The organism is Halosimplex rarum (assembly GCF_047715405.1).
GTDB classification, from domain to species: Archaea; Halobacteriota; Halobacteria; order Halobacteriales; family Haloarculaceae; genus Halosimplex; species Halosimplex rarum.
This window is the reverse complement of sequence record NZ_CP180412.1, coordinates 4,243,307-4,264,990: the sequence shown is the minus strand read 5'-3', so window position 1 is coordinate 4,264,990 and position 21,684 is coordinate 4,243,307. Positions and strand designations below refer to the sequence as shown.

Annotated in this window: 23 protein-coding genes; 11 read left to right on the top strand and 12 right to left on the bottom strand. The window is 64.9% G+C overall.

Annotated features, from left to right (window positions below; translation table 11 throughout):
- Positions 1–17: 17 nt before the first annotated feature.
- The 3 genes from ACMGFH_RS20350 to ACMGFH_RS20340 are packed head-to-tail and all read right to left on the bottom strand — an operon-like array spanning position 18 to position 3,124.
- Entirely contained in the window at positions 18–1,634 is a 1,617-nt protein-coding gene (locus tag ACMGFH_RS20350; protein ID WP_415380437.1) for a helix-turn-helix domain-containing protein, read from the bottom strand.
- 60 nt (positions 1,635–1,694) lie between these two features.
- The gene (locus ACMGFH_RS20345) at positions 1,695–1,841 is read right to left on the bottom strand and encodes a hypothetical protein (RefSeq protein WP_415380436.1); all 147 of its coding nucleotides are present in this window, start codon (positions 1,839–1,841) and stop codon (positions 1,695–1,697) included.
- A gap of 44 nt (positions 1,842–1,885) precedes the next feature.
- Positions 1,886–3,124, bottom strand: coding sequence for a hypothetical protein (locus ACMGFH_RS20340; RefSeq protein WP_415380435.1), 1,239 nt, complete (start codon positions 3,122–3,124; stop codon positions 1,886–1,888).
- A 322-nt stretch (positions 3,125–3,446) separates the two neighbouring features.
- Between ACMGFH_RS20340 and ACMGFH_RS20335 the strand changes: the two genes are divergently transcribed.
- The gene (locus ACMGFH_RS20335; protein ID WP_415380434.1) at positions 3,447–4,742 is read left to right on the top strand and encodes an ABC transporter substrate-binding protein; all 1,296 of its coding nucleotides are present in this window, start codon (positions 3,447–3,449) and stop codon (positions 4,740–4,742) included.
- Positions 4,743–4,870: 128 nt separating this feature from the next.
- On the opposite strand, the gene ACMGFH_RS20330 is transcribed toward ACMGFH_RS20335, so the two are convergent.
- Together ACMGFH_RS20330 and ACMGFH_RS20325 are read right to left on the bottom strand one after the other, a co-directional pair.
- A complete protein-coding gene (locus ACMGFH_RS20330) occupies positions 4,871–5,452 on the bottom strand; it encodes a hypothetical protein (protein WP_415380433.1) in 582 nt (193 codons plus the stop codon).
- A 282-nt stretch (positions 5,453–5,734) separates the two neighbouring features.
- Positions 5,735–6,478 carry a winged helix-turn-helix transcriptional regulator gene (locus ACMGFH_RS20325; RefSeq protein ID WP_415383287.1) on the bottom strand — a complete coding sequence of 248 codons (744 nt, stop codon included), beginning with the start codon at positions 6,476–6,478 and terminating at the stop codon, positions 5,735–5,737.
- Between the two features lie 288 nt (positions 6,479–6,766).
- Between ACMGFH_RS20325 and ACMGFH_RS20320 the strand changes: the two genes are divergently transcribed.
- From ACMGFH_RS20320 to ACMGFH_RS20305, 4 genes are all read left to right on the top strand, one after another.
- On the top strand, positions 6,767–7,117 hold the full coding sequence (locus tag ACMGFH_RS20320; RefSeq protein WP_415380432.1) for a hypothetical protein: 351 nt from the start codon (positions 6,767–6,769) through the stop codon (positions 7,115–7,117).
- A gap of 1 nt (position 7,118) precedes the next feature.
- Complete coding sequence (locus ACMGFH_RS20315) at positions 7,119–7,556, top strand: universal stress protein (RefSeq protein ID WP_415380431.1); 438 nt, start codon at positions 7,119–7,121, stop codon at positions 7,554–7,556.
- Positions 7,557–7,566: 10 nt separating this feature from the next.
- Positions 7,567–8,277, top strand: coding sequence for a potassium channel family protein (locus tag ACMGFH_RS20310; RefSeq protein ID WP_415380430.1), 711 nt, complete (start codon positions 7,567–7,569; stop codon positions 8,275–8,277).
- Positions 8,278–8,405: 128 nt separating this feature from the next.
- Positions 8,406–9,959: a TrkH family potassium uptake protein gene (locus tag ACMGFH_RS20305; protein WP_415380429.1), complete on the top strand. Its 1,554-nt coding sequence runs from the start codon at positions 8,406–8,408 to the stop codon at positions 9,957–9,959.
- Positions 9,960–10,075: 116 nt separating this feature from the next.
- Here the strand turns inward: ACMGFH_RS20305 and ACMGFH_RS20300 are convergent, their stop codons facing one another.
- Positions 10,076–10,210, bottom strand: coding sequence for a hypothetical protein (locus ACMGFH_RS20300; RefSeq protein ID WP_415380428.1), 135 nt, complete (start codon positions 10,208–10,210; stop codon positions 10,076–10,078).
- A gap of 55 nt (positions 10,211–10,265) precedes the next feature.
- Here ACMGFH_RS20300 and ACMGFH_RS20295 point away from each other — a divergent pair, with 55 nt between their 5' ends.
- Complete coding sequence (locus ACMGFH_RS20295; RefSeq protein ID WP_415380427.1) at positions 10,266–11,498, top strand: RNA-guided endonuclease InsQ/TnpB family protein; 1,233 nt, start codon at positions 10,266–10,268, stop codon at positions 11,496–11,498.
- Positions 11,499–11,555: 57 nt separating this feature from the next.
- Here the strand turns inward: ACMGFH_RS20295 and ACMGFH_RS20290 are convergent, their stop codons facing one another.
- On the bottom strand, positions 11,556–12,326 hold the full coding sequence (locus ACMGFH_RS20290; RefSeq protein WP_415380426.1) for an AAA family ATPase: 771 nt from the start codon (positions 12,324–12,326) through the stop codon (positions 11,556–11,558).
- A 244-nt stretch (positions 12,327–12,570) separates the two neighbouring features.
- Here ACMGFH_RS20290 and ACMGFH_RS20285 point away from each other — a divergent pair, with 244 nt between their 5' ends.
- A complete protein-coding gene (locus tag ACMGFH_RS20285) occupies positions 12,571–12,903 on the top strand; it encodes an ArsR family transcriptional regulator (RefSeq protein ID WP_415380425.1) in 333 nt (110 codons plus the stop codon).
- Between the two features lie 45 nt (positions 12,904–12,948).
- Here ACMGFH_RS20285 and ACMGFH_RS20280 read toward each other — a convergent pair whose 3' ends face one another.
- Entirely contained in the window at positions 12,949–13,233 is a 285-nt protein-coding gene (locus ACMGFH_RS20280) for a HalOD1 output domain-containing protein (RefSeq protein WP_415380424.1), read from the bottom strand.
- Positions 13,234–13,426: 193 nt separating this feature from the next.
- Positions 13,427–14,218 (bottom strand): TrmB family transcriptional regulator, encoded by a 792-nt coding sequence (locus ACMGFH_RS20275; RefSeq protein WP_415380423.1) that lies wholly within the window; start codon positions 14,216–14,218, stop codon positions 13,427–13,429.
- A 374-nt stretch (positions 14,219–14,592) separates the two neighbouring features.
- Between ACMGFH_RS20275 and ACMGFH_RS20270 the strand changes: the two genes are divergently transcribed.
- Positions 14,593–15,411: a TrmB family transcriptional regulator gene (locus ACMGFH_RS20270; protein WP_415380422.1), complete on the top strand. Its 819-nt coding sequence runs from the start codon at positions 14,593–14,595 to the stop codon at positions 15,409–15,411.
- A gap of 76 nt (positions 15,412–15,487) precedes the next feature.
- On the opposite strand, the gene ACMGFH_RS20265 is transcribed toward ACMGFH_RS20270, so the two are convergent.
- The 3 genes from ACMGFH_RS20265 to ACMGFH_RS20255 all read right to left on the bottom strand — a co-directional run bounded on the left by ACMGFH_RS20265 (position 15,488) and on the right by ACMGFH_RS20255 (position 19,691).
- Entirely contained in the window at positions 15,488–16,801 is a 1,314-nt protein-coding gene (locus ACMGFH_RS20265; protein ID WP_415380421.1) for an MFS transporter, read from the bottom strand.
- Between the two features lie 192 nt (positions 16,802–16,993).
- The gene (locus ACMGFH_RS20260) at positions 16,994–17,812 is read right to left on the bottom strand and encodes an alpha/beta hydrolase (protein ID WP_415380420.1); all 819 of its coding nucleotides are present in this window, start codon (positions 17,810–17,812) and stop codon (positions 16,994–16,996) included.
- A 259-nt stretch (positions 17,813–18,071) separates the two neighbouring features.
- Positions 18,072–19,691: a cobyric acid synthase gene (locus ACMGFH_RS20255; RefSeq protein WP_415380419.1), complete on the bottom strand. Its 1,620-nt coding sequence runs from the start codon at positions 19,689–19,691 to the stop codon at positions 18,072–18,074.
- A 256-nt stretch (positions 19,692–19,947) separates the two neighbouring features.
- Here ACMGFH_RS20255 and ACMGFH_RS20250 point away from each other — a divergent pair, with 256 nt between their 5' ends.
- The 3 genes from ACMGFH_RS20250 to ACMGFH_RS20240 all read left to right on the top strand — a co-directional run bounded on the left by ACMGFH_RS20250 (position 19,948) and on the right by ACMGFH_RS20240 (position 21,568).
- Positions 19,948–20,820 (top strand): class I SAM-dependent methyltransferase, encoded by an 873-nt coding sequence (locus tag ACMGFH_RS20250; RefSeq protein WP_415380418.1) that lies wholly within the window; start codon positions 19,948–19,950, stop codon positions 20,818–20,820.
- Between the two features lie 120 nt (positions 20,821–20,940).
- Entirely contained in the window at positions 20,941–21,177 is a 237-nt protein-coding gene (locus ACMGFH_RS20245; RefSeq protein WP_415380417.1) for an antitoxin VapB family protein, read from the top strand.
- Position 21,178: 1 nt separating this feature from the next.
- Entirely contained in the window at positions 21,179–21,568 is a 390-nt protein-coding gene (locus tag ACMGFH_RS20240; RefSeq protein ID WP_415380416.1) for a type II toxin-antitoxin system VapC family toxin, read from the top strand.
- The last annotated feature ends 116 nt before the right edge of the window (positions 21,569–21,684 follow it).

Genomic DNA, 21,684 nt, shown 5'->3' with positions numbered 1-21,684 from the left:
CGCGTGCCGCTCGCCCGTCACTCCGTCGCGAGCGGGCGCTGCTGCCCGCTCACCGTTCCCGACTGAGTCAGGACCCGTTCTGCGGCGGGCGCGAGACTGTTCTGGACCGACCGCCCGTCGCGCTCGCGCTCGACCAGCCCGTCGTCTTCCAGCCGCGAGACGTGGTGAGAGATGGTGCTCGGGTCGCGACCGAGCGCGTCGGCGAGGTCGCTCACGGAGGCCGGCCCCGACCGGGCGAGCGTCCGGAGGATGGGCTCGGTCGCGGTGTCGTCGAGCGCGGCGAGCAGCGCCGGGTCGGATTCGTTGCCGGGGAAGTACCGGCGCTGGCCGCGGATGCGCTCGCTGACGAGCAGGCGCTCTTCTTCGAGGATGCGGAGGTGGTGGCGCACGGTCGACAGCGACGCGTCGCACCCCTCGGCGAGCGTCGACAGGTTGACTCCCGGCGAGCGCTCGACGGTCTCGAAGAGGTCGCGCCGGGTCTCGTGTTCGAGCGGGTCGGAGTCGTCGTGGCGGCTGTACCCCGGCGGAACGATCACGCGCGGCAGGCGAGCGAGTTGTCCTCGAAGCGCGTCGACGGCCCCGTGGGCCTTGAGCCGGGTCGCCCGAGCGAGCCACGTGAGTTCGCTGCCCTGCGCGGCGGCGGTGTTCGCGGCGACGTGTTTCGAGGCCGCCGCCGCGGTCACGCCGACGACCACGAGCGCGCCACCGGCGGCCGCCCCTCCGGACGCGGGGAGCGACGAATCACCGCTGGTACCTCCCTCGCCGCGGTTCGCGGCGGGGGCGCCCGATGTCGTCGCCGCGTCGGAATCGGCGGTCGACTGACCGCTGGCAGCCGTCGCTGACGCCGGTTCCGGTTCGGACGGGACTGCTGTGGCCGGCGTCGTGGAGGTCTCCGCACTCCCGAGTCCGACAGATCCGTCGAGACCGACGGTCGCGTTCGCACCGACCGTCGCTTCCCCGTCGACGGAGGCGGTCGCCGTCAGGTTCGCGTCGACGAGATCGTCGGTTTCATCGACGATCTGTGACGTGCCGTTCTCGGTCGCGTTGGTGAGATCCTCCGTGGTGTTCGTGACCGTCTCAGTGGTGTTCGTCACCGAGTCGGTCGTGTTCTCGACCGTCTCCTCGGTGGCGTCGGTCAGATCCTCCGTCGTGTTCTCGGTCGTCTCGGTCACCGAATCGGTCGTGTTCTCCGTCGTCTCGACCGTCGATTCAGTCGCGTTCTCCGTCGTGTTCGTGACAGCGTCCGTGGTCTCGGTCGTCGAGTCTGTCGTGTCCTCGGTCGTATTCGCCACCGAGTCCGTGGTGTTCGAGACCGTTTCGGTCGTGTTCTCGGTCGCGGTGCTGATCGCGTCTGACAGCGAACCGTCCGGCGTCGGCGTGGGCGTCGCGTTCGTCCCAGCCGACGGCGTCGCGGTCGGCGTGGGCGTCGCCGTGGTAGTCTCGCTCAGATTGCCGAGGACGTCGGTTCCCGCCGTCGAAGCGGCCGGCCCGACCAGCGGACTCGCGCCGCTCGCACGGTCCGTATCGACCGACGCGCCACCGGCGAAACCGATCGGGCCGGTGCCGAGCAGACTCGCGAGTACGACGGCCAGTACCGCGGTCGCGGCGACGGGGCGAACCCGAGTATCGCTCATTCTGGAGCACCCAGTTACCGCCGAGGTCCCGTCAGGCCGTAATAAGTCTCGTGGAACCAGTCAGTCGATTCGAACGTCTCGGCCGGCGTCGGTGTCCCTGAACGCGCCGCTCCCGCAGTTCGGGCACTCGTCGGCGATCGGCCGACGGACCTCACCGGGGACGGCCGGCGTGAAGGACCCGCACTCGATGCACATCACCAGCTCCATCGCGGGTCACTGTCCGGAGCGGTCTCGGACGCGCGACGCATCCCTCAACGTCGCCGGGCCACGGCGAGACCCGCGACTGCGGTCAGCGCGAGCAGCGCGGCCGCACCACCGAAGCCGGGGCCGTCACCCGACGTGGTCGCCGCGTCGTCGGACTCACCGTCGGAGGCGTCGCCGTCGTCCGCATCGGCGTCGTCCGCGCCGCCGTCCGACGAATCGTCGGCAGCGGTCGAGTCAGTGCCAGCGGGCGTGTCCGTCGTGTCGTCGTCTGCGTCGTCGGTCATCGTCACCGTCCGCGTCGAGAAGTGGTTGACCCCGACGAGGACCGTCGCGTCGGCGGACGCCGAGGCGTCGCCGGACTGGCGGACCATGTACTTCGAGGTGTCGCCGCCCGCTGCCGCTCGGCGGAGTTCCGCGTACGACGAGGCGCTGGCCGCGGCCTCGCCGTCGACGGCCACCTGCACGTCCTCGGCGGACTCGAACGTCTGGTTCGAGACCTGCGCGATGACGACGCGCCCCTCGTGGGCGGTCCGGCTGACCGTCATGTTGACGCGGCCCTCCGCGCGCTCTTCGACCGCGACGGTCGTGTTCCGGCCGTACGTGACCGTGTCGGTGACCGTCGCGTCGCCCTGCTGCATCACGTAGACGCTGGCGGCCGCCGTCTCGTTGACGACCATGCGCTCTTCGCTCTCGTCGGCGTCGGTGCGGGACCCGGTGTAGCTGCGGACGACGAGGCGGCTGTCCTCTTCGACCGCCGCGGTGAGGTTGCCGGAGTCGGTCACGGAGACGTTCCCCTCGCCGACCACCATCGCGGTCGCTTTCGCGCCGCCGTCGGTCTCGTAGACGACGCGCTTCTCGTCGGCCCGCTCCGCGTCGCCGCTGACGTTCAGCGCGACGTACTGCGCGGAGTCGTCGGCCGCGACGACCAGCGAGCCGTGGCCGTTGTCGTGGGCCTCGATGCTCGCGCCGCTCTCGGTCGCTATCGACGCGCTCGCGTCGGTCCTGGCGTCGATCGAGAGGGCCGCGCCGACGATGTTCGCTGCGGCGTCGAGGTCGACCGATCCGCCCAGTCCGAGCGACGAGTCGGCCGCGGACTGGGACTGGACGCGGACCGAATCGATCGTCTGTTCGCCGTCGACCCGGTAGTCGACAACGGCGTTGCTCCCCGCGTCGAAGGCGACGTGACTCCCCGCGTAGGCCTGTTGATCGGCCGTCCCGGCCAGTGCCGTGACGGGCGCGATCGCCGATACGACCAGCATCGCCAGCATCGCGACGGTGCGTTTCATCGTGTGTGTCTCCGTCCGGGACGTGGCCGGATTGGTGAAAAGCGCTTGTGGCAAAACCGTCCAAAGGTCCCTGTGAAGCGGTGACGCGGTTCGTGACGGGGGCGGCCTCGATCGAGGTCATCTGTGAGACTGGCGCGATCGCCGACGCGCTGGAGCCGAACGGCCGAGAGAAAACCGACGGTGAGTGCCCCACTGCGGGATCGACCGCCCCGGCCAGGGCCTGCCGATGCGTCCGCGCCGTGGCGCGCCCCGCTGATCCGCGCAGTTTTTGGCTCGCCAAAAATTCGGAACCCCTAAGTATGTTTTAGGCAACCCTAAACCCATGGCAGACAATGCCGACGACGCGGACGCACCGACGCGGCGCGACTACCTGACGTACGGCGGCGCAGTCATCGGCGGCGGACTGCTGGCTGGCTGTGTGGCCGACAGCGGATCGGACGGCGACGGCGGGTCGACCGATGCCGAGACACCGACGGCGACGCCGGACCCGACTGCCACGCCGGAACCGACTATTGAGTCGACGGTCGAAACAACCACGTCGACGCCGACGGACGCCGAGACGGCGACCGAACGGGCGTCGTGGACGGTCGAGATGAAACCGCGGACGCAGGTCACCTTCGAGTCGGTGCCGGAGTCGGTCGTCGTCTATCGGGCGGACTACGCCGACATGCTGATCGCGCTCGGCCGAGGCGACGCGCTCGTGGGGATGCAGGACACCCAGAGCCTCCCGGCGAACATGCTCGCACAGCTCCCGGACGTCTCGGTCGATCCCGAGCGGATCACGCCGCTCCGGCAGGAGGGCGAGTACGACAAGGAGATCTTCTACGACATCGACGCCGACCTGCACCTGATCGACCCGAACAACGCGAAGAGCTACTTCGGGTTCGACGAGGCGGACATCTCGGAACTCGCGACGAACGTCGCCCCCTGGCTGGGGAGCTTCATCCGCCGTCCGCAAGACTCGATCGGGCCGAACTACCCGCACTACACCCTCTACGAGGCCTTCGAGAAGGTCGCCGCCGCGTTTCGAGAGCGGGAGCGATACGAGGCGCTGGCGACCGTTCACGAGGAACTCCTCGCGACGATCGCCGAACGGCTCCCTCCCGCCGAAGAGCGCCCAACCGTGGGTTTAGCGTACCTCGTCCCGGGCGAACAGTACGTCGGCTCCGGCGTGTTCTGGCTCAACGATCCGACGCAGCCGGGGATGGCGAAAAAGCAGTACCGGGACCTCGGCGTCGGCAACGTCTGGGAACAGGCGGGCGTGTACTCGGACGGGGAAGTCAACTACGAGACCCTGGTCCAGGCCGACCCGGACGTCCTCGTCGCGCACAACGCCTTCGGCTACACCGATTCGATCGAGGACTTCCAGACCAGGGTCGTCGACGTGATGGCCGAAAGCGATCTCGGGAGCCAACTCACGGCCGTCCAGAACGACCGGGTGTACCGCGGAGGCAAGAACGTCCAGGGGCCGATCATCAACCTCTTCCAGACGGAGGTCGCGGCCAAACAGATCTACCCCGAAGCGTTCGGCGAGTGGACGGGCCTGGGCGAGGTCCCCGCCGAGGAACAGCTGTTCGACCGCCAGCGGGTCGCCGATATCGTCACTGGGGAGTTCTGACGCAGAGGAACCGGATCTCGGTCCCCCAAGTGGTGCAACGATGAACCGTCGCCCGTCGCCCGCCGGTGCGGCCGAGTTCCGCCGCGGCCGCGCGTCGCCCGGCGGCGACCGGTCCGACGGCGCCCGTTTCAGGGTACGTCGTCGAAGCCCCACTCGTCGGCCCGCTGTTTCGCCTCGTCGCGGGCCCGCTCGCGGATCGCCTCGATCTTCTCGGTGTCGTCGAGGAACGCCTCGACGGCCCCGGTCTGGCGGTCGTCGGTCTCCGCTGGGTTCGCGTCGCCGTCTTTACGCACGCGCGTGTTACCGCCAAGTCGCTCGGCCGGCGCGGCGGCGCGCGTCCGCTCGGCCAGCGCCTGGTCGCCGGCGAGTCGCTCGGCCGGCATCCCTGGGGGGACGCGAAAGCGCTCCTCGCCGTGGACGCGCGTCAGGTCCGCCGGCGCGACGGCGAACAGTTCCAGTCGGTAGGGGCCGGCGGCGGCGAGATCGGCCAGCGCCGGCGGGCCGGCGCGCTCGGTGCCGGTGTGGTAGGCGACGGTCGGGACGCCCTCCCGGAAGGTGAGGACGCCACTCCCGCTCGCGTCGAGCAGGAGCGCGTCCTGGGGCTCGAAGACGGCGTAGCCCGTCAGCTCACGGTCGAGCGCGTCGATCAGGACGGTCCGCGGGTCGCTGACGACGCGCGACCGCAGGAGTCGTCCTTCTAGTAATATCAACTCTTGATTCGGCCAAGAGAGCCTTGAAATCCTATACGCTAATTTTTTCCTGGGGAATTTGAGATGAGTTAGCTAATAGGTAGACTTTCGAATAGAACAGAACCAAACTTACTCTTCTGACTGAATCCGGTCCCAAGCTTTGACACAATCATCACAGAGTCGGCCGGTAAACCCATCTACGTCGAACTGCTCGACAGAAGCATCTTCGCCACATCGATCACATCTCATAATATTCCTTCGTCAATATCCGCATCGCTTGATCCATGCGTGATTCCATTAGAGTCATTGTGTCCCAAATACCTCCAACGAGTGCTTTTCCAACTGCGTCTTTGAGAACAGGGATACGACGTCACCTGTCTGAATATCCGTTTCACCTTTCGGCGTGAGTACATCCCCTTCTCGCTCGATTCCGACTACCAACATCTCGTCAGTTATTAACCCTTCCTCGACCGCCTGTTCGATAGTCTGTCCCGCGATTTCGGCCCCCTCGGAGACGGTGAATTCGACGACTTCTGCTCCGCCAGCAAGACTCATGAAATCCGTCAGCGACGGGCCGATTGGTGCGTCTTCTGGACCGAATGGATTGTATGGCTGATGATACTCCTCCTCAATAACGCTCTCGTCCTCAATCTGCAGCCCGAGGTCCGACAATTCACCCGCGATCCGGCTGATGTCGTTCGTGTCCGACCCGACAACCGTAATAGCTAGGTTAGCGTTGCCAGTCATCAACTCCCGGACCGTCACCACCCCGGACACATCGAGCGCAGATTGCGCCAGCCGGTCGCGATCCGGAATTGGGGCAGTACAGCTGAACTGATACGTAACGTGGCCCTCGATTGATTTGTAGTCGATGTCCGCCAAATACCCTTGAAGAATACCTTGTGCTTCGAGTTCCTTGATCCGGTTTCGGATCGTCGCTGCCGTCACCTCCATTTCCTCGGCGATAGCCGGCGCTGCCGTGTTCCGAGCATCCTCGGCTAAATAATAGAGAATGCGCTTGTCGATCTCATCGACACGGTAATCCATATTGGCAATACGGTCAGAACTCATAATTAACCCCCGTTCTTCGGGCAATCAAGCAGACGATATGGAGCTGCCCATCTATCATTTCTATAGACCAGTATTCAGAAGAAGAAAAATATTGCCATCAAATTTTCTCTCCGAAAATATAGACCGAATATTTATGCACTAGCAGTAATATTGGAGTGTATAGTCTGCGACGATGCCAGCCAATCCAAGGCTGTCACGCGGCGCAACCTACCGGGTCATCGCTGAGACAGTCCGCACGGAAACAGCGGTAATCCACTCACAACTATGACTACATCCGACACAGATCCCCCGGAAGATGTCCCCGAGGAGATCGCTACTGCGCTTCAGGCCAGTAGCGATAGCCAACTTAGGGATATCATCCATTACGCGCAGCGCCTCCTGCGGGACCTCCCGCCAGTCACTGATGCAATTAAATCGCGAGAGGGAGAGGAACTCGTTCGCACGGAAGATCACGGTGCGTACACGCTTGTCGTTGTTGAGCGGTCAGACGAGGCAGGCGAGGGAAATGGCCGCTTTGCCTACCACGTCAGGTGGGAGCCCGATTTTGACGACGGGGCGGGCAAGTACAGGTGGCACTACCTCGGAAGAGTCAACACCGAATCGGAGGATGAGTGACGTGTCGGAGTCGTTCCTCCAGCAGGCGATGGTTCCGGTCGCCAACCGTGAGAATGCGGCGGCGCTCGCGGCCGCCTTGGCCCCACGCGTCGACGCTGTTGGCGGTACTGTGATCGTCGTCCATGTCATCAAGAAGGCGGGTGGTGAGCTGGACAAAGCATCGGTAGAACAGCGTGAGTTAGCCGCAGAAGGAATATTTGATATCGTGTCTGACGGCCTCGACGACACCGATGCGTCCATCGAAACCGAGATTCTCTACGGAACCAACGTCGCAGAGACGATCATCGATGCGGCTCACGACACCAGCGCGAATGCTATCGTGTTCGCACCTCGACCAGGCAGCCGCTGGAAGAAGCTGCTGTCCGGCGACGTTACCCACGAGCTTCTGGGGAGTACCGATATCCCGGTTCTGGTGCATAGACCGTCACCCCATCGATAGACCACCACTCATGTATCTCATCATTGTTGGAGCTGGCGATATCGGATCGCCACTAATCGAGATTGCAACGCGTTCTGGATACGAAGTCGTCGTTATCGAGAAAGACGACGTGAGAGCAGACGAAGTTGCCAGTGAGTACGACTGTATCGTGCTCAATTCGGATGCGACGATCAAAGAGACGTTGCTTGAAGCCGGAGCTGAGCGTGCAGATGGGATCATCACAACTACCGATCAGGATGCGACCAACGTGATGATCTCGTTGCTGGCACAGGAACTCGACATTCCCGCTATCGTTTCAGTTGTCCACAATCCGGAGCACATGAACCTATTTCGCCAGATCGGGGTCAGCACAATGGAGAACCCGCAGCGACTCATCGCAGAATCGCTCTTCCGGTCTGTGGAACGACCATCGATCATCGACTACATGCGAGTCGGCGACGTGGCCGAAGTGTTGGAGATCACAGTGGCAGAAGATGCACCCATCGCTGGTCTGACGCTGATCGAAGCCGACGAAGAAGAACTTCTCGACGAAGACACACTTGTCGTCGCAATCGAGCGTGAGGGGGCAGACCGGCCCATCACACCGCGTGGGAAAACCCGTATCGAACATGGCGACCTATTAACGGTCTATTCAGGTTCCGGTGCGACTCCAGAGGTTACGGATGTTTTTGGACATTACGAAGACCACGAGACGAATGGCTCGGGCAGGTTCGGTTTCTGAACAGCCGGCTTGCGTCATTCCAAAAGAATCCAGCTCACCGATGATCATGACTGCCCTGTCTCAGATTCGTTGTTCAACTGCTTGCAGACGCCCCTCCGAGTCCAGAAATAGTCGTTCACGGATGTAGCATGAGAGTAGACACTCACACTGTCGGTCGTGACGTCGGCCGAATCGTCCAGGCAATCTCGCTGATGATGGTCGTATCTACGGTCGTAGCAGCCGTGAACGGCGAGTTTTACGCTATTCCCGCGTTCGTCGTCGCTGCGATAGTTGTCGCCGGAATCGGAACTGGTCTCGCACGACGATACCGAGAAGCAGATCCGCCGGAAAAGCGCGAAGCGATGGTCACCGCGGCCACTGCATGGGCGATTATCGGAGTTCTCGGTGGGCTTCCGTTCCTGTTCATCGCGTGGACGATCCAGGTTGATCCGTTCCCTGTCTGGACGAACACCCCCTCGTCGATTAGTTCGACAACGGCGGTGTTCCTCCACCCGCTGGATGCGGTCTTCGAAAGCACGAGCGGGTTCACCGGGACCGGGCTCACGATGGCAGCGATCGAGGAACAGCTACCCCGCTCGCTTCACTGGTGGCGGTCGTTCATCGAGTGGGTCGGCGGCGTCGGCGTGATCGTCCTGACCGTCGCTATCCTCCGGCGGGGAGGGAGTAGCGGTTCGTACACACTCTACGAGAGTGAGGCCCGCTCGGAGAAGATTCATCCGAGCATCGTGACGACTGTCCAGGAGATCTGGAAGATTTTCGTGGGTCTCACTCTCGGGTCGATTATCTTGTTCCTCCTCGCCGGGATGCCACTGTGGGACGCTATCAACCATGGAATGACCGGAATTTCGACAGGCGGATTCTCCGTCCACGCGGACTCTATAGGGCATTACGACAGCCCGCTGATTGAGTACGCAACGGTCCCGATAATGGTCGCGGGAAGTATCGCGTTCCCCGTCCATTATCTAATGTTCAGAGGCGAGGTGCGGAATCTCTACACCGATCTACAGACACGGTGGGTGTTCATTTGGTTCACAGTTGGTTCGCTCGCACTAACTGCGATTCTTTACGCAAACGGGCAGTATGACACGCTCGAAGAGACCTTCAGGACCGGGCTGTTCCAATTTGTCTCTGCCACTTCAAACACCGGCTTTGGGAGTGTAACCATCGGTGGCGGGACGGAACAGGTGTGGGATGCTGGCGCGACATTATTCGCTTGTCTAGGGATGCTCACCGGTGCGGCAGCCGGGTCGACGGTCAGCGGACTCAAGCTCATCCGCGTGATTACGCTCGTCAAAGGCACGGTTTGGCAGATTCAAGATGTGTTTCAGCCGCAGTCTGCAATTCGTTATCTCCAGATCGGTGAGCGACGACTCAACGAACAGCAGGCAAACAGCGAGTACACTGAAGCAACGGTCGTATTCGTGCTCTGGGTCACATTCCTCGCAATCGGCGTTGCGGTTCTCCTTCGGGTCCTCTCCCCTGCACACCCATTGGAGTATGTTATCTTCGACGTGATGAGCGCGCAAAGTAACGTGGGCCTCGACTCCGGGATCACTGGTCCGGATATGCCCGATACTGCCAAGGCAATGTTAATCATCAATATGTGGGTTGGTCGGCTCGAAATCATTCCAATTGCAGTACTGATTGGATCGATTCTGCAGCGCCTCAACCTCTATCGGTAAAATCAACGAATCCTACAACATATGTGGATATTTCATCCACAACCACTTTCACTGTAACCGTCGGTCTAAATTCTCTAGTTCTTGGGAGTAGTATTCGGAAGGGGAACTCTATAACATCACAAAGGCCCATCAGTATCTAACTTCTGTGCGCCCTGAATGACGAGTCCTCGCCAGGTTAGGCCATGAGCTTCTTTAATTTCCGTCAACTGTTGAAACTCTTCCTCATCCACTTCGATATTGAGGTTTGGCATCACCCAATAATAGTGATTAGATAGTTTTAACTATTATGTAGTCTAAAATACTACTGTGGGCGAGACGGTTACGAAGACGCTTGAAGCGACACTCGCGCCACCCACTGCACACAAAGAGCGACGGCTACAACGGACAACAGCCACGTATCACCGTGCGCTTAGAGCGGCATTCGAAAGCGGAGCAAAGACACAGTCAGAAGTCAATGACATCGTCACCGAATACCGGCTCACATCATACGCAAAGGACGCTCTCAAGTCCAGAGTCCCGCAACTTCGCCAGATACACAATGCCACTGAACTAGACAACGACCATTCCGTTCGGTTCACGAACCGAGGCTGGAAACTCGACCGATCAAAGGATCGCACTCATGAATTTTGTTGGCGAGTGCCGCAAGCCGGGTGGGGTAACAGTTTCTGGATCCCACTGAGGATAAATCCAGCCCAGCGGGAGTTATGGAACGATCTGTACCATGGAAACGTGACGGTTGGCGAATTCCGGTTACAGGAGTGTCGTACTAACTGGATATTACACGTCACTGTAGAATACGACGCTCCAGAAGCGGATCAGAAATCTGATCAAACCCCAGTTGGATTCGATATTGGAGAATCCAAACTCCTGACAGGCTGTGCCTATCAGGATGGAAAGCCGACCCAGCCAATGCTGTTCGATGGTGGACGGGCGCGACAGCTTCGCAAAGAGATGTTCACGACTCTTCGACGGTTAGAATCACGTGAGGCAGATTGGAGAGTCGACGAACGAAGAGACTATTTCCAGAACGCTCTCACCGATATCATTGAGAAAGCGTCTCGACGAGCGGTAGAGTACGCTCAACAGTTCGAAGACCCTATCATCGTTTTGGAAGACCTCACCAACATTCGGGAGTCTATAGACTACGGAAAACGGATGAACCGCCGTTTACATACGTGGGCATTTTCCCGACTTATCGAACGTATCGAAGACAAGGCTCGGGAGGAAGGGATCCCCGTTCGGTTCGTGAATCCGGCATATACATCGCAGATCTGCCATGCCTGCGGACATATCGGCGTAAGACCATCGCAAGCGGAGTTTCACTGTACGAACAGTGCATGCTGGGTAACAGAGTTCCAAGCAGATATCAACGCGAGTGCGAATATCGCCGCTCGCATCGACCCGTGGGGAGAGAGCGTTCCTTGGGAACCGGATCGCGATGACTCACCTCGGGATGGGAGCGCCAGTGACAGCGCCGCAGGACACCGTGAGCCGAGTCCGAAATCCGGACAGATGAAACTCACGGCATATTCGTCCTGAAACCTCACTACAATACTTCCCTTGTAGGGAGTCCCGCCGTCGTAGCGGGAGAGGATGTCACGGCGACTCGGGGACGACCGCGCTCCGGAAGCGGTCGGCGACGGCCTCCGAGTCGCCGTCGCGGACTGACAGCGCGGCGGCCGCCTCCCGGTAGGCCGCGGCGGCCTCGCTCTCGGGCGCGTGCGCGAGGAGCGGGCGGCCCCCACGCCGCGCCGCGCGGACCGTCTCGCTGGCGGGCACCGTCGCGAGCGTCGGCCCGTCGAAGTAGCGCTCGGCCTTCGGCGCGATACGCTCGATGGCGTCCGCGTCCCTGACCTTGTTAAACAGAATCCCCGCTGTCTCCGTCCCGTAGGAGGTGGCGTACTCCTGAACCTTCAGCCCGTCCGAGAGCGCGGGGATAGTGGGTTCGAGCACGACGACGACCCGGTCTGCGAGAACGACCGGGAGGACGGCCGCCCGACTCGACAGCGTGGCCGCCGAGTCGAGCAGGATGACGTCCGTGTCGGCGGCGAGCGTCGCGACCACGTCCCGCAGCCGACTCGGGTCGGCCGCCTCGAAGTCGGCGAGGCTGGTCCCGCAGGGGACGACCGACATGCCGTGGCGCTCGTAGACGGCCTCATCGACCGGCGCGCCCCCCTCGACGAGCACGTCGTGGAGCGTCGTCTCCACCGCGGAGAGGTCGGCGTGAAAGAGCAGGTTCGCCATCCCCATGTCCGCGTCGACGACCGTCACGTCGTACTCCTCGGCCAGTGCCATCCCGAGCGCGAGCGTGCTCGTGGTCTTGCCGGTCCCCCCTTTCCCGCTGGCGACCGCGAACGCCTCGACCATTACGTCGCGGTGGTTCCCCCTCCCGTAAAAACGTTCGCGTCATCGACAGGACGCCGGATGCCGACGCCTGCCGGGCCGGATCTGTCGCGGCGACGGCGACGATTTCGTCTGGCTACGCCGGGGCGACCGATTGATCGCGGGTGTGACGATCCGGGTCAACAGCACGGTCTTCCGTGGCCGTGCCGAAGCTTCACATCCATGTTCCCTTGCGGGCGGTTCCTGGAGAAACGTGGTGAGAAAACCAATGCAATCGAAAACATCGGCCGTAACGACCGACGCCTTGCTCGAAGCCGTGGCCGACCCGCGGCGTCGTGAGCTCCTGGAACACCTGCACGAAAAAGACGTCGACGCGATCGGCGTCGACCAGTTAGCGGACGAGTTGTGCGCGCGACCGGACTGCGCGACGGCGTTCTCCTCGGACCGTGAGAGAGTGAGCGTCCAGCTCCAGCACGTCCACCTGCCGAAGCTGGCTGACACTGGCGTCCTCGCGTTCGACGCCCGGACCGGCACCGTTCGGTACTGCCGCGACGAGCGCGTCGAGAAGCTGCTCGCGTTCGTCGTCGCGGAACTCGAATAGAAGTGGTGGAGCGGCCGCAGCCGTCGGCGCAACCCCCGGCCGCGTTCAGCTCCCGTCGGAGACTGCTCGGACGAGGATCTCGCCGGTCGCCTCGACACAGACGTCGACGCCCGCGTAGGCGAACGACAGCGCGACGGACGATCCCGCGTCGCCCAGGATCGCGTTCAACGCGTCGCCGTCGACGGTGTGCGCCAGTGGGGGAAGCAGCGACGGTTCGGTGTCGGTCATCGCCGCGACGGCCTCGACGATCGCCACGCTCGGTTCGATACTCCGCTCCGCGTCGTGTCGGACGGTCCACTTCCCGTCCGAGTGCTGATTTACATCGGTCATAAGTCCGACGCCGTCGACACGGTCCGCGAGATCCGTCCCCGCAGGGGTGGCCGACAGGATCGTTCGGATACGCTGATCGAAGTGCCCGCGACGTATAGAGATTGTGTGAGGGGGCGAGTAACAACGTCGATTTGCCGTCTGCCGGGCGGTCCGATCGGTGGGGGATTCGAGCTGAGAGTCCGCCGAGAGGACCTTACTCGCGGTTCCCGTCGAGCTGCCACGTGAAGATCGCACGCAGGACGACGACGAGGCTGTTCCGCTCCCCCGACCCCCAGATAGCCGTCTCGTCGCGGCGATCCGGCGGGTCGTCACCGTTCTCGACGAGGACGCTCACGAGCGTCCGCTCCTGGTCGACCATGAGGAGTCGGCCCGCGGGCGTGTCCGACCAGGCCCAGATGGACTCGAAGAGGTCGGCGTCGGGCAGGCGCTCGCGGAGGGTCTCCGCGACCGAGTCGGAGAGACCGGCGAGTTTGATGGACACACCGCGTTCGCTCGCGGCGGCCAGCCGGCCGACCAGTTCGTCGGTGAGCAGGTCCCCGACGGCCATGAGGACGACCTCCCCCTCGGCGTCGTCGACGAATTCGACGACCCGCTCGGTGACCGTCTCCCGACCGGTGACCGTCCAGACGCCGCGTTGCTTGTCCGCCCGCGACGGGGGTTCGAGGGCGTCGAGCGCGTCCGTCAGCCGCGCGACGCGGTGGCGGTAGTAGCGCTCGAAGTGCCGGCCGCTCGTCTCCCCGGAGACCGGCCAGAACCGCTTGGGCGTCGACTGGCGCTCGTCGACCAGCCCGCGCTCCTGTAGCTCCCCGACGGCGTCGTACACCCGCGTTCGTGGCACCTCGGAGACCTCGCTCACCTCCTGTGCCGTGCCGCCCCCGAGGCTCACCAGCGCCACGAACGTCCGCGCGGCGTAGGTACTCAAACCGAGTTCCCGTAACTGTTCGACTGCCACCGATCGAGCCGACTCCGAGGCGTCCTGAGACATTGAATCCTACTCGTCGCCGCGAATCCTACCCGAGGGGGTAGGGAGACACGCGGTGACAGCGTGGTTGGGACCCTACTGGAACCGCGTGCCATCAGGGGATAAGGAACACTGGCATATATTCGTGTTGTGATAATGTGAGTGAAGCCATCGGCCGACACCGATCGACCGGGACCGACGAGAGCGGGCGAGAACGTAGGTCGAGCGCGAAGGCCGAACGGCCTCGACGCCTCTCTCGGCAGATTTCGGGCAATGCTCCGGATCGGGCCGCGGAGCGGGCCGATCCCTTCGTGAGTTCTCAAGGGGAAGGCGTATTCACGTGGGACAGTTACACCTACGTCAGTGACCGGGAGACCGGAACCTGAGGTTGGGACCCTATGGACGATATTTCGAACACAGAACAGGCGATAGAATTGTTACAGGGCCTCGGACTGAAAGAGTACGAGGCGAAGGCGTTCGTCGCGCTCACGCGGCTCCCGCAGGCGACGGCCAAGGAGATCAGCGACATCTCGGAAGTGCCACGAACGCGCGTGTACGACGCGGTCCGGGTGCTCGAATCGAAGGGGCTGGTCGAGATCCAGCACGCGAACCCCCAGCAGTTCCGCGCGGTCGGGATCGACGAGGCCGCCGAGACGCTGCGCGTCGAGTACGAGGCCAAGACGGACACGCTCCGGGATCGTCTCAAGGAAATCGAACCCGCTCCCGGAGAGACGGGGGCGGAGTCGACCCACGAAGTGTGGGCGCTGACCGGACGAACGGCGATCGGCAACCGGACGAAACAGCTCCTCGGGGAGGCCGACGACGAGGTCGTGCTGATCCTCGGTAGCGAGGCCGTGGCCACCGAGTCGCTGCTGGAGGCGCTCGCGGAGGCCGGGCGACGCGGTGCCACGCTCATCGTCGGGACGGTGTCCGAGCCGCTCCGCGACCGGGTCGAGAGCACCGTCCCGGAAGCCGAGGTGTTCGTCTCCGGGCTGGAGTGGCTCCACGGCTCGATCCCCAACGACGACACGGAGATCACCCGCATCCTGCTGGTCGATCGGTCGACCATCCTGGTGAGCACGGCCCACGACGACGACACGTCGAACGGCGGCGAACAGGCCGTCTTCGGGCGCGGGTTCGACAACGGCCTCGTCACCATCGTCCGTCGACTGATGGCCACCGGCTTGCTCCCCGTCGAGGACCCCGGTATCAGCTGACTTTGCGACCGGCCTCGGTCCGTCCCTCCTCCGACGGCGCGTTCGCTCGCCAGCGGATTCACCGAGGAGCGACCGCTCAGTCGCCGGCCGGCGCGGCGTCGGGGGCGACCGTCGGACGGAGCCGGTAGAGCCGCTCGGCCAGCGCGACCGAGCCGAGCGCGAGCGCGACGAAGACGAGGAAGCCGGTCGCGTAGCCGGATGGACCGAACACGTCCACGAAGACGCCGAGCACCGGCGGGATCACGAAGCCGCCGAACGCGCCGAGTCCACCGACGAGTCCGGAAGCGCCACCGACGGCCTCCGGGACGTACGCGGGGACGAGCTGGAACACCGCCGCGTTGGCGACGCCGACGCCCGCGGCGAGCAGGAGCGTCGACGCTAACGCGGCGGTGTACCCGCGAGTCCCGACGAGCGCGACGGCGGCCGCGCCGACGGCGACGAAGCTCGCGACGGCCGTGATCTCGCCGCCGACGCGGTCGCTCAGGTAGCCACCGGGAACCCGGATCAGCGCCGCGGGGAGCGTGAACGCGACGGCCGTCAGCGCTCCGGCCGACTGCACGCCAACGTCGTGGACCGCCGCCCAGTAGGAGGGCAGCCACACCGTCAGCGCGAGGAAGCCGCCGAACGAGGTGAAAAAGAGGGCGACCAGCGCCCAGGTCCGCGGGATGGCCGCAGCGTCGCGGATCGACGCGAAGGCGTCGCCGCCCGGGAACAGTTCCTGGCCGTAGTCGGCAGCGCGCTCCCGCGCCTCCCCGGCGTCGAGCCCGCGCTCGCGCAACTGGAACGACGGCGGATCGACCGCGACCACCGCGTACGCGACGGTCCCGACGCCGAGGAAGGCGAACCACGCGAGGTAGGCGTTCGTGAGCCCGAGCGCCGCCAGCGCCATCGGGAGCACGAGCGTGAACAGCCCCGGCGAGCTGTTCCCCAGCCCGGCGTACACCGCCAGCACCGTCCCCTGGTTCGCCTTCGGGTACCAGTAGGAGGTCTGGGTCGTCCCGACCGAGAACACCGCGATACCGCAGCCGCTCAGCGCCCCGAACAGGAAGATCAGCGGGTAGAGCTCCATCGTCAACCCCTCCGGGTACGCGGTCAGAAGCACCCCGGACAGCCCCGCCATCCCGAGGATCGACAGCCCCAGGAGCACCAGAAACGGTTTCTTCGCGCCCACGTCGTCGACCCACGCGCCGAAGGGGATCCGCAGGAGCGACCCGGTCAGTTGCGGCGCGCCGACGAGCAGCCCGAGCGCCAGCCCCGACAGCCCCATCGCCGACTCGAACTCGTTGGCGACCGGCCCGTACAGCACGACCCCGGCGAACCCGACGAAAAACCCCAGGGTCGCCGACGCCAGCCCCCGCCGCGGACTGCCGCGTATCCGACTCTCGCTCATACGAGTCGAGAGTGTACGCTCGTACTCATCAGGCCACCTATGTTCGCAATATATGCGCCGCAGACAGCCAGAATACAGCATATGAACACAAAATAGCCGAGTGAATACCCGATCGTTTCGACCTCTTCTCTCCAGTAGTCGCTTCAGCGTCCACGACACCACAAGCACGGGTCCGCGGACCGGCGACGCCGGTCAGCGAGCCGTTCCGTTCCGGCAGTGGTCGAGGTCACGACAGAGCCAGTCAGTGACCGCCGTCGCGAGTCTGCGGTGGGCCTCGGCGGTCGCGATCCGTGCCGGCTGTCCACCGCGCTGGCCGGTGTACCAGCCCGCCTGCGAGTGGTTCATCCCGTCGATGCGACTGACGGTGTGGTCCGCCGGCAGGTTCTCGCGGTTGGCCGCGAACTGGTCGCGGTCGAGCACGGCGTCTCGCGTGCCGAGGACGGCCAGCGTCGGCGTCTCCTCGACCGGCCGGTCGCAGTACGAGCCGACCAGAAGGAGGCCGTCGGCCGCGTCGCCGTTCGCGGCGGCGTACCGGCAGGCCATCGCCCCGCCCAGCGAGTGACCGCCGACGACCCACCGGTCGACCTGCGGTTCGCCCCCGACGACGGCGTCGGCTCGCCCCTGAGAGAAGACCGCGAGGTTCGCGCGCATCTTCGGGACGACGACGGTCACGTTCGCCCGCTCTGCGACCTGGGCCGCTGTCGGGAGATACGCGTCCGGTGCGACCCGTCCGCCCGGGTAGAAGACGAGTCCGAGCCGTTCGCGGCCGGGGTCAGCGTCGGACACCACGTACCCGCCGTAGGCCTCGCGCACGTCGACGGCCTCGTTCGCGCGGACGGACTCCTGCACGTCGGCCGGTGCGTGGTGAGCGAAGACGCCGAAGTAGGCGTAGAACCCCACACCCGCGAGGAGGGCGAGGACGGCGACGACCGCGACGAGCCGGATCGCGATCCGCCGGAGCGACCGTCGACCGAGCCACTCTTTTACAGCGTCCCGAGAAGGGGCGTTCACACCGAGAGTCACGCTCGGTCACAGTATCAGTCTACTCCTCGCGGACCGAGAACGCCGGGTAGAGCGTCCCGCGTGAGCGCGAGCGCCGCGACGGTCCGCCAGAGTGCACGGGCTCGTCCCTCCGAAGCGGTCCAGAACGGGACTGCGAGCCGTGCGAGCGTCCGCTCGCTTCGGGTCGTCGTCATCGCCGCTGGACCGACGACCGTGACCCATCGATACCGGCGACCAGCGCTTCAGTTCGCGAAATCCCCGGTCGCGGCTACTGAACTGAGGCGTCGGTGTCGAGTTCGTCGAGGCCGAGATCAACCAGCGCGCCCGTTCCGAGACCGGCCACGAGTGCGGCCGCGCGGTCGTACGGTGAGTCCGCGGCGGTGTCCGTCGCCGGCCGCTCGACATCGGCGCTGGCGAACACGGCGTTGACGAACGCCTCGCGTGCGGTCTCGTTCTCGAACAGCCCGTGGAGATACGTCCCGGCCACGCGGTCGGTGGCGACGCCGGCCTCGGCGTCCGGAAAGAGCTTCCCGACGCCCGGGCCGGGACCGGACTCCCCGACTACCCGCGTCTCGCCCATGTGGATCTCGTACCCCGACACCGCACCCGTCGCACCCGCGAGCGGTCCGATGCCGTCGATCCGACGCGTCGCCTGCTCGACTCGTTTGTCCGACGAGAAGCGCGTCTCGACCGGTAACAGCCCGATACCTTCGAGGGAATCGATGTCGCCGGTGCTCTCGACGCCGGCGTTCGTGATCCGCTCGCCGAGCATCTGGAAACCGCCGCAGAGGCCGACGACCGGGCCGTCGAACGCCCGCAGTCGCTCGTCGAAGCCCGCCGCTCGGAGCGCCCGCAGGTCGTCCACGGTGTTTTTCGTCCCCGGGACGACGACCGCGTCTGCGCCGCGACCGGTGCCCACGCCGACCGCCTCCGGGTCGACGAGGTCGGCGTCGAGCGGGAGGTAGACGATGCGGACGCCCGGTTCGCCCACGAGCGGTTCCAGATCGGTGAAGTTCGAGATGCGCGGCAGCCGCGGGACGGCGACGGTCACCGCTCCCTCGGACGGAACGCCGTCGTCGGCGCCGCGGACCGCGCGCTCGCCTTCCGCGGGGAGGGCGACGCTGTCCTCGGCGGGGAGCCCGGGATCGTCGTGGGGGAGCACGCCCAGAATCGGGACGCCGGTCCGCGCTTCGACCTCCGCGACGGCCGGGTCGAGCAGCGACTCGTCACCCCGGAACTTCGTGAGGACGGCGCCCGCGACCCGCTCGCGAACGTCGTCGGGCAGGAGTTCCACGGTGCCGACCAGACTGGCGAACGCGCCCCCGCGCTCGATGTCGACCGCCAGCAGGACGGCCGCGTCGGCGAACCGCGCCGTCTCGATGTTGGCGAGGTCGCGCTCGCGGAGGTTCGGCTCGGCGATCGATCCCGCGCCTTCCGCGACGATCACGTCGTGCTCCGCGGCGAGTCGGTCGTGGGCGCGCCGAGCCGTCTCGCGGGCGCGCTCCCAGTGCTCGTCGTAGTACTCGCCGGCGCCGTAGTGGGCAACGGCCTCGCCGTCGAGAACGAGTTGTGACTCGGCATCGCCCCGTGGCTTGAGCAGGACGGGGTTGTGGTCGGTCGTCGGTGGCACGCGCGCGGCGCGCGCCTGAACGTATTGCGAGACGCCGATCTCGCCGAAGGCCGAGACGCCGGTGTCTGCAACCTCCGTCCCGTTGTTGCCCACGACGGCATCTGCCTTCGGCACCGCGCGGGCGTTGTTGCTCATGTTCTGGGCCTTGAACGGCGCCACGTCGACGCCGCGGTCGGCCAGCAGGCGGCAGAGCCCCGCGGCGACGGTGCTCTTGCCGACGTGGCTGGCCGTTCCCGCGACGAGGATCGTCTGTGTCATCGCGTGCTCGATCCGACCCTCCGGGGCGAGCGTTTAAATAGGAGCGTGGGACCAGCACGCCCCGTCGCCGGTCGGTCCCGTCGGACACCCCCGGCGGGTGCGCTCGCGGTCCCCGCGACCGGCGCTATCGAGCGCCCGATTCGGTCGAGCGCCCGACCGGCGACATTGGAGTAATTCGGTCGAGCGCCCGACCGGCGACATTGGAGTAATTCGGTCGACCCCCCATCCTCTTTGTCCGCACCGCCCACCACTGGGTATGACAGACGACGCCGGCGATGGCGACGATCGGTCGGTCGAGTCTCACTACGACGTCCTGGCCGACGACTGGAGCGAGTACGCGGGGGTTCCGTGGCGGGAGCAGGTGCTCTGGCCGACGCTCGAAGCGCTGCTGCCTGACCTCGACAGCCAGCGCGTCCTCGACGCGGGCTGTGGCGACGGGCACTACGCGGCGCGACTCGCCGACCGCGGTGCAGACGTGGTCGGCGTCGACGCGAGCGAGGGCATGGTCGATGTCGCGCGCGAGCGCTACGGTGACTGCGCCGAGTTCCGTCGCGGCGACCTCGCGGAGGGCCTCGACTTCCTCGACACCGACAGCGTCGACCTCGTGTGCTGCCAGCACGTCCTCTCGCACGTCCCCGACCTCGAACCGGTCGCAGCGGAGTTCGCCCGCCTGCTCCGCTCCGGCGGTTCGGTCGTCCTGTCGACACACCACCCGTTCCACGAGTACCTCGTGGTTCGCGACGAGACGTACCCCGACACGCGGGCTATCGACGACCTCGACGCCCGCCCGGCCGTCCGCGCCGACTCCCAGCCGTCCACCTACCGCGAGACCGAGCGTTACGAACTCTACTGGAGCGGCAGCGTACCGGCGGACCCGCCCGATGGCAACGGCGAGGACGGGGAGGAAGCGCCCGCGACCTTCTACCGGCGACCGCTCGACGCACTCACCGGCCCGCTGTTCGACGCGGGCTTCGCGCTCCGGGACCTGCGGGAACCCGACCTCACCGAGCGACTGGACGACGACCTGGTCGACGGGGATTCGGCGCTGGCTCGTCGGCCGCCGCGGTCGCTCTGTCTGCGCGCAGAGCTGCTTGGTGGAGGGAACAGTTTCCAACAGCCACGAAGTTAGCTACGGCCACAGCACGAGTCGAATCCTCTCGGTGCGCTCACAGCCAACCCGACAGATGTGACGAGCCGTGAGTTTCGTCCGGAGAAAGGCATTTGTTTTCCTGCATACAACCGTATGCACATGTCGAAGAGCATCCGCCTCTCCGAGGAGGCCTACGAGCGCCTTGCCGCCCACAAACGCGAGGACGAGACCTTTTCGGAGGTCGTCCTTCGGCTGTCGGGCGAGCGGTCGCTGCTGGAACTCGCAGGTATCTTGAACGACGAGGAGGCCGACGCACTACGGGATGCTGTCGACGAGCGCCGCGAGCAACGCTCGAGTGACCTCGAAACGACCGCAGACCGGATGGGGGGTTCGTGACGTGTTGCTCGACACGGCCTTTCTTATCGACCTCATGGATGGCGACGAGGACGCTGTCGAGAAGGCCCGCGAACTGGAACGTGATCTGGTCCAACAGCGCCTTTCGTCGATGACGCTCTTCGAACTGTACTACGGCATCGCCCGGGCGACCGATTCCACGACCGAACGCGAAAAGGTCGAACAGGTCCTCGAATCGAAACCGATCCACCCCGCTGATACCGCCGTGATGCGGAAGGCTGGCCGACTCGCGGGCGAGCTACAGAACGACGGGACGCCCGTCGGAGACGGCGACGTGATCATCGGTGCGACTGGCGAAGTCCTCGAAGAGCCCGTCCTCACCCGGAACGTCGAGGACTACGAGCGCCTCGGTGTCGAGATCGAATCCTACTGAACCACTTCGTGCAGCCGGTTCAAACGGGTCCCGACCAGAACTGGTATCCCGAACCATCAGATGCACGCGCCGATTTCGATACGCGACGATCTATTGGACAGAACACGAACCCCTGT

Excerpts from the sequence above, each read along its gene's own strand:
- ACMGFH_RS20350 (WP_415380437.1), bottom strand. The coding sequence starts at position 1,634 with ATGAGCGATACTCGGGTTCGCCCCGTCGCCGCGACCGCGGTACTGGCC.
- ACMGFH_RS20320 (WP_415380432.1), top strand. The coding sequence starts at position 6,767 with ATGACTACATCCGACACAGATCCCCCGGAAGATGTCCCCGAGGAGATC.
- ACMGFH_RS20285 (WP_415380425.1), top strand. The coding sequence starts at position 12,571 with ATGCAATCGAAAACATCGGCCGTAACGACCGACGCCTTGCTCGAAGCC.
- ACMGFH_RS20270 (WP_415380422.1), top strand. The coding sequence starts at position 14,593 with ATGGACGATATTTCGAACACAGAACAGGCGATAGAATTGTTACAGGGC.
- ACMGFH_RS20305 (WP_415380429.1), top strand. The coding sequence starts at position 8,406 with ATGAGAGTAGACACTCACACTGTCGGTCGTGACGTCGGCCGAATCGTC.
- ACMGFH_RS20290 (WP_415380426.1), bottom strand. The coding sequence starts at position 12,326 with ATGGTCGAGGCGTTCGCGGTCGCCAGCGGGAAAGGGGGGACCGGCAAG.
- ACMGFH_RS20250 (WP_415380418.1), top strand. The coding sequence starts at position 19,948 with ATGACAGACGACGCCGGCGATGGCGACGATCGGTCGGTCGAGTCTCAC.
- ACMGFH_RS20280 (WP_415380424.1), bottom strand. The coding sequence starts at position 13,233 with ATGACCGATGTAAATCAGCACTCGGACGGGAAGTGGACCGTCCGACAC.
- ACMGFH_RS20335 (WP_415380434.1), top strand. The coding sequence starts at position 3,447 with ATGGCAGACAATGCCGACGACGCGGACGCACCGACGCGGCGCGACTAC.
- ACMGFH_RS20300 (WP_415380428.1), bottom strand. The coding sequence starts at position 10,210 with ATGCCAAACCTCAATATCGAAGTGGATGAGGAAGAGTTTCAACAGTTG.
- ACMGFH_RS20325 (WP_415383287.1), bottom strand. The coding sequence starts at position 6,478 with ATGGATTACCGTGTCGATGAGATCGACAAGCGCATTCTCTATTATTTA.
- ACMGFH_RS20245 (WP_415380417.1), top strand. The coding sequence starts at position 20,941 with ATGTCGAAGAGCATCCGCCTCTCCGAGGAGGCCTACGAGCGCCTTGCC.
- ACMGFH_RS20275 (WP_415380423.1), bottom strand. The coding sequence starts at position 14,218 with ATGTCTCAGGACGCCTCGGAGTCGGCTCGATCGGTGGCAGTCGAACAG.
- ACMGFH_RS20340 (WP_415380435.1), bottom strand. The coding sequence starts at position 3,124 with ATGAAACGCACCGTCGCGATGCTGGCGATGCTGGTCGTATCGGCGATC.
- ACMGFH_RS20345 (WP_415380436.1), bottom strand. The coding sequence starts at position 1,841 with ATGGAGCTGGTGATGTGCATCGAGTGCGGGTCCTTCACGCCGGCCGTC.
- ACMGFH_RS20255 (WP_415380419.1), bottom strand. The coding sequence starts at position 19,691 with ATGACACAGACGATCCTCGTCGCGGGAACGGCCAGCCACGTCGGCAAG.
- ACMGFH_RS20310 (WP_415380430.1), top strand. The coding sequence starts at position 7,567 with ATGTATCTCATCATTGTTGGAGCTGGCGATATCGGATCGCCACTAATC.
- ACMGFH_RS20265 (WP_415380421.1), bottom strand. The coding sequence starts at position 16,801 with ATGAGCGAGAGTCGGATACGCGGCAGTCCGCGGCGGGGGCTGGCGTCG.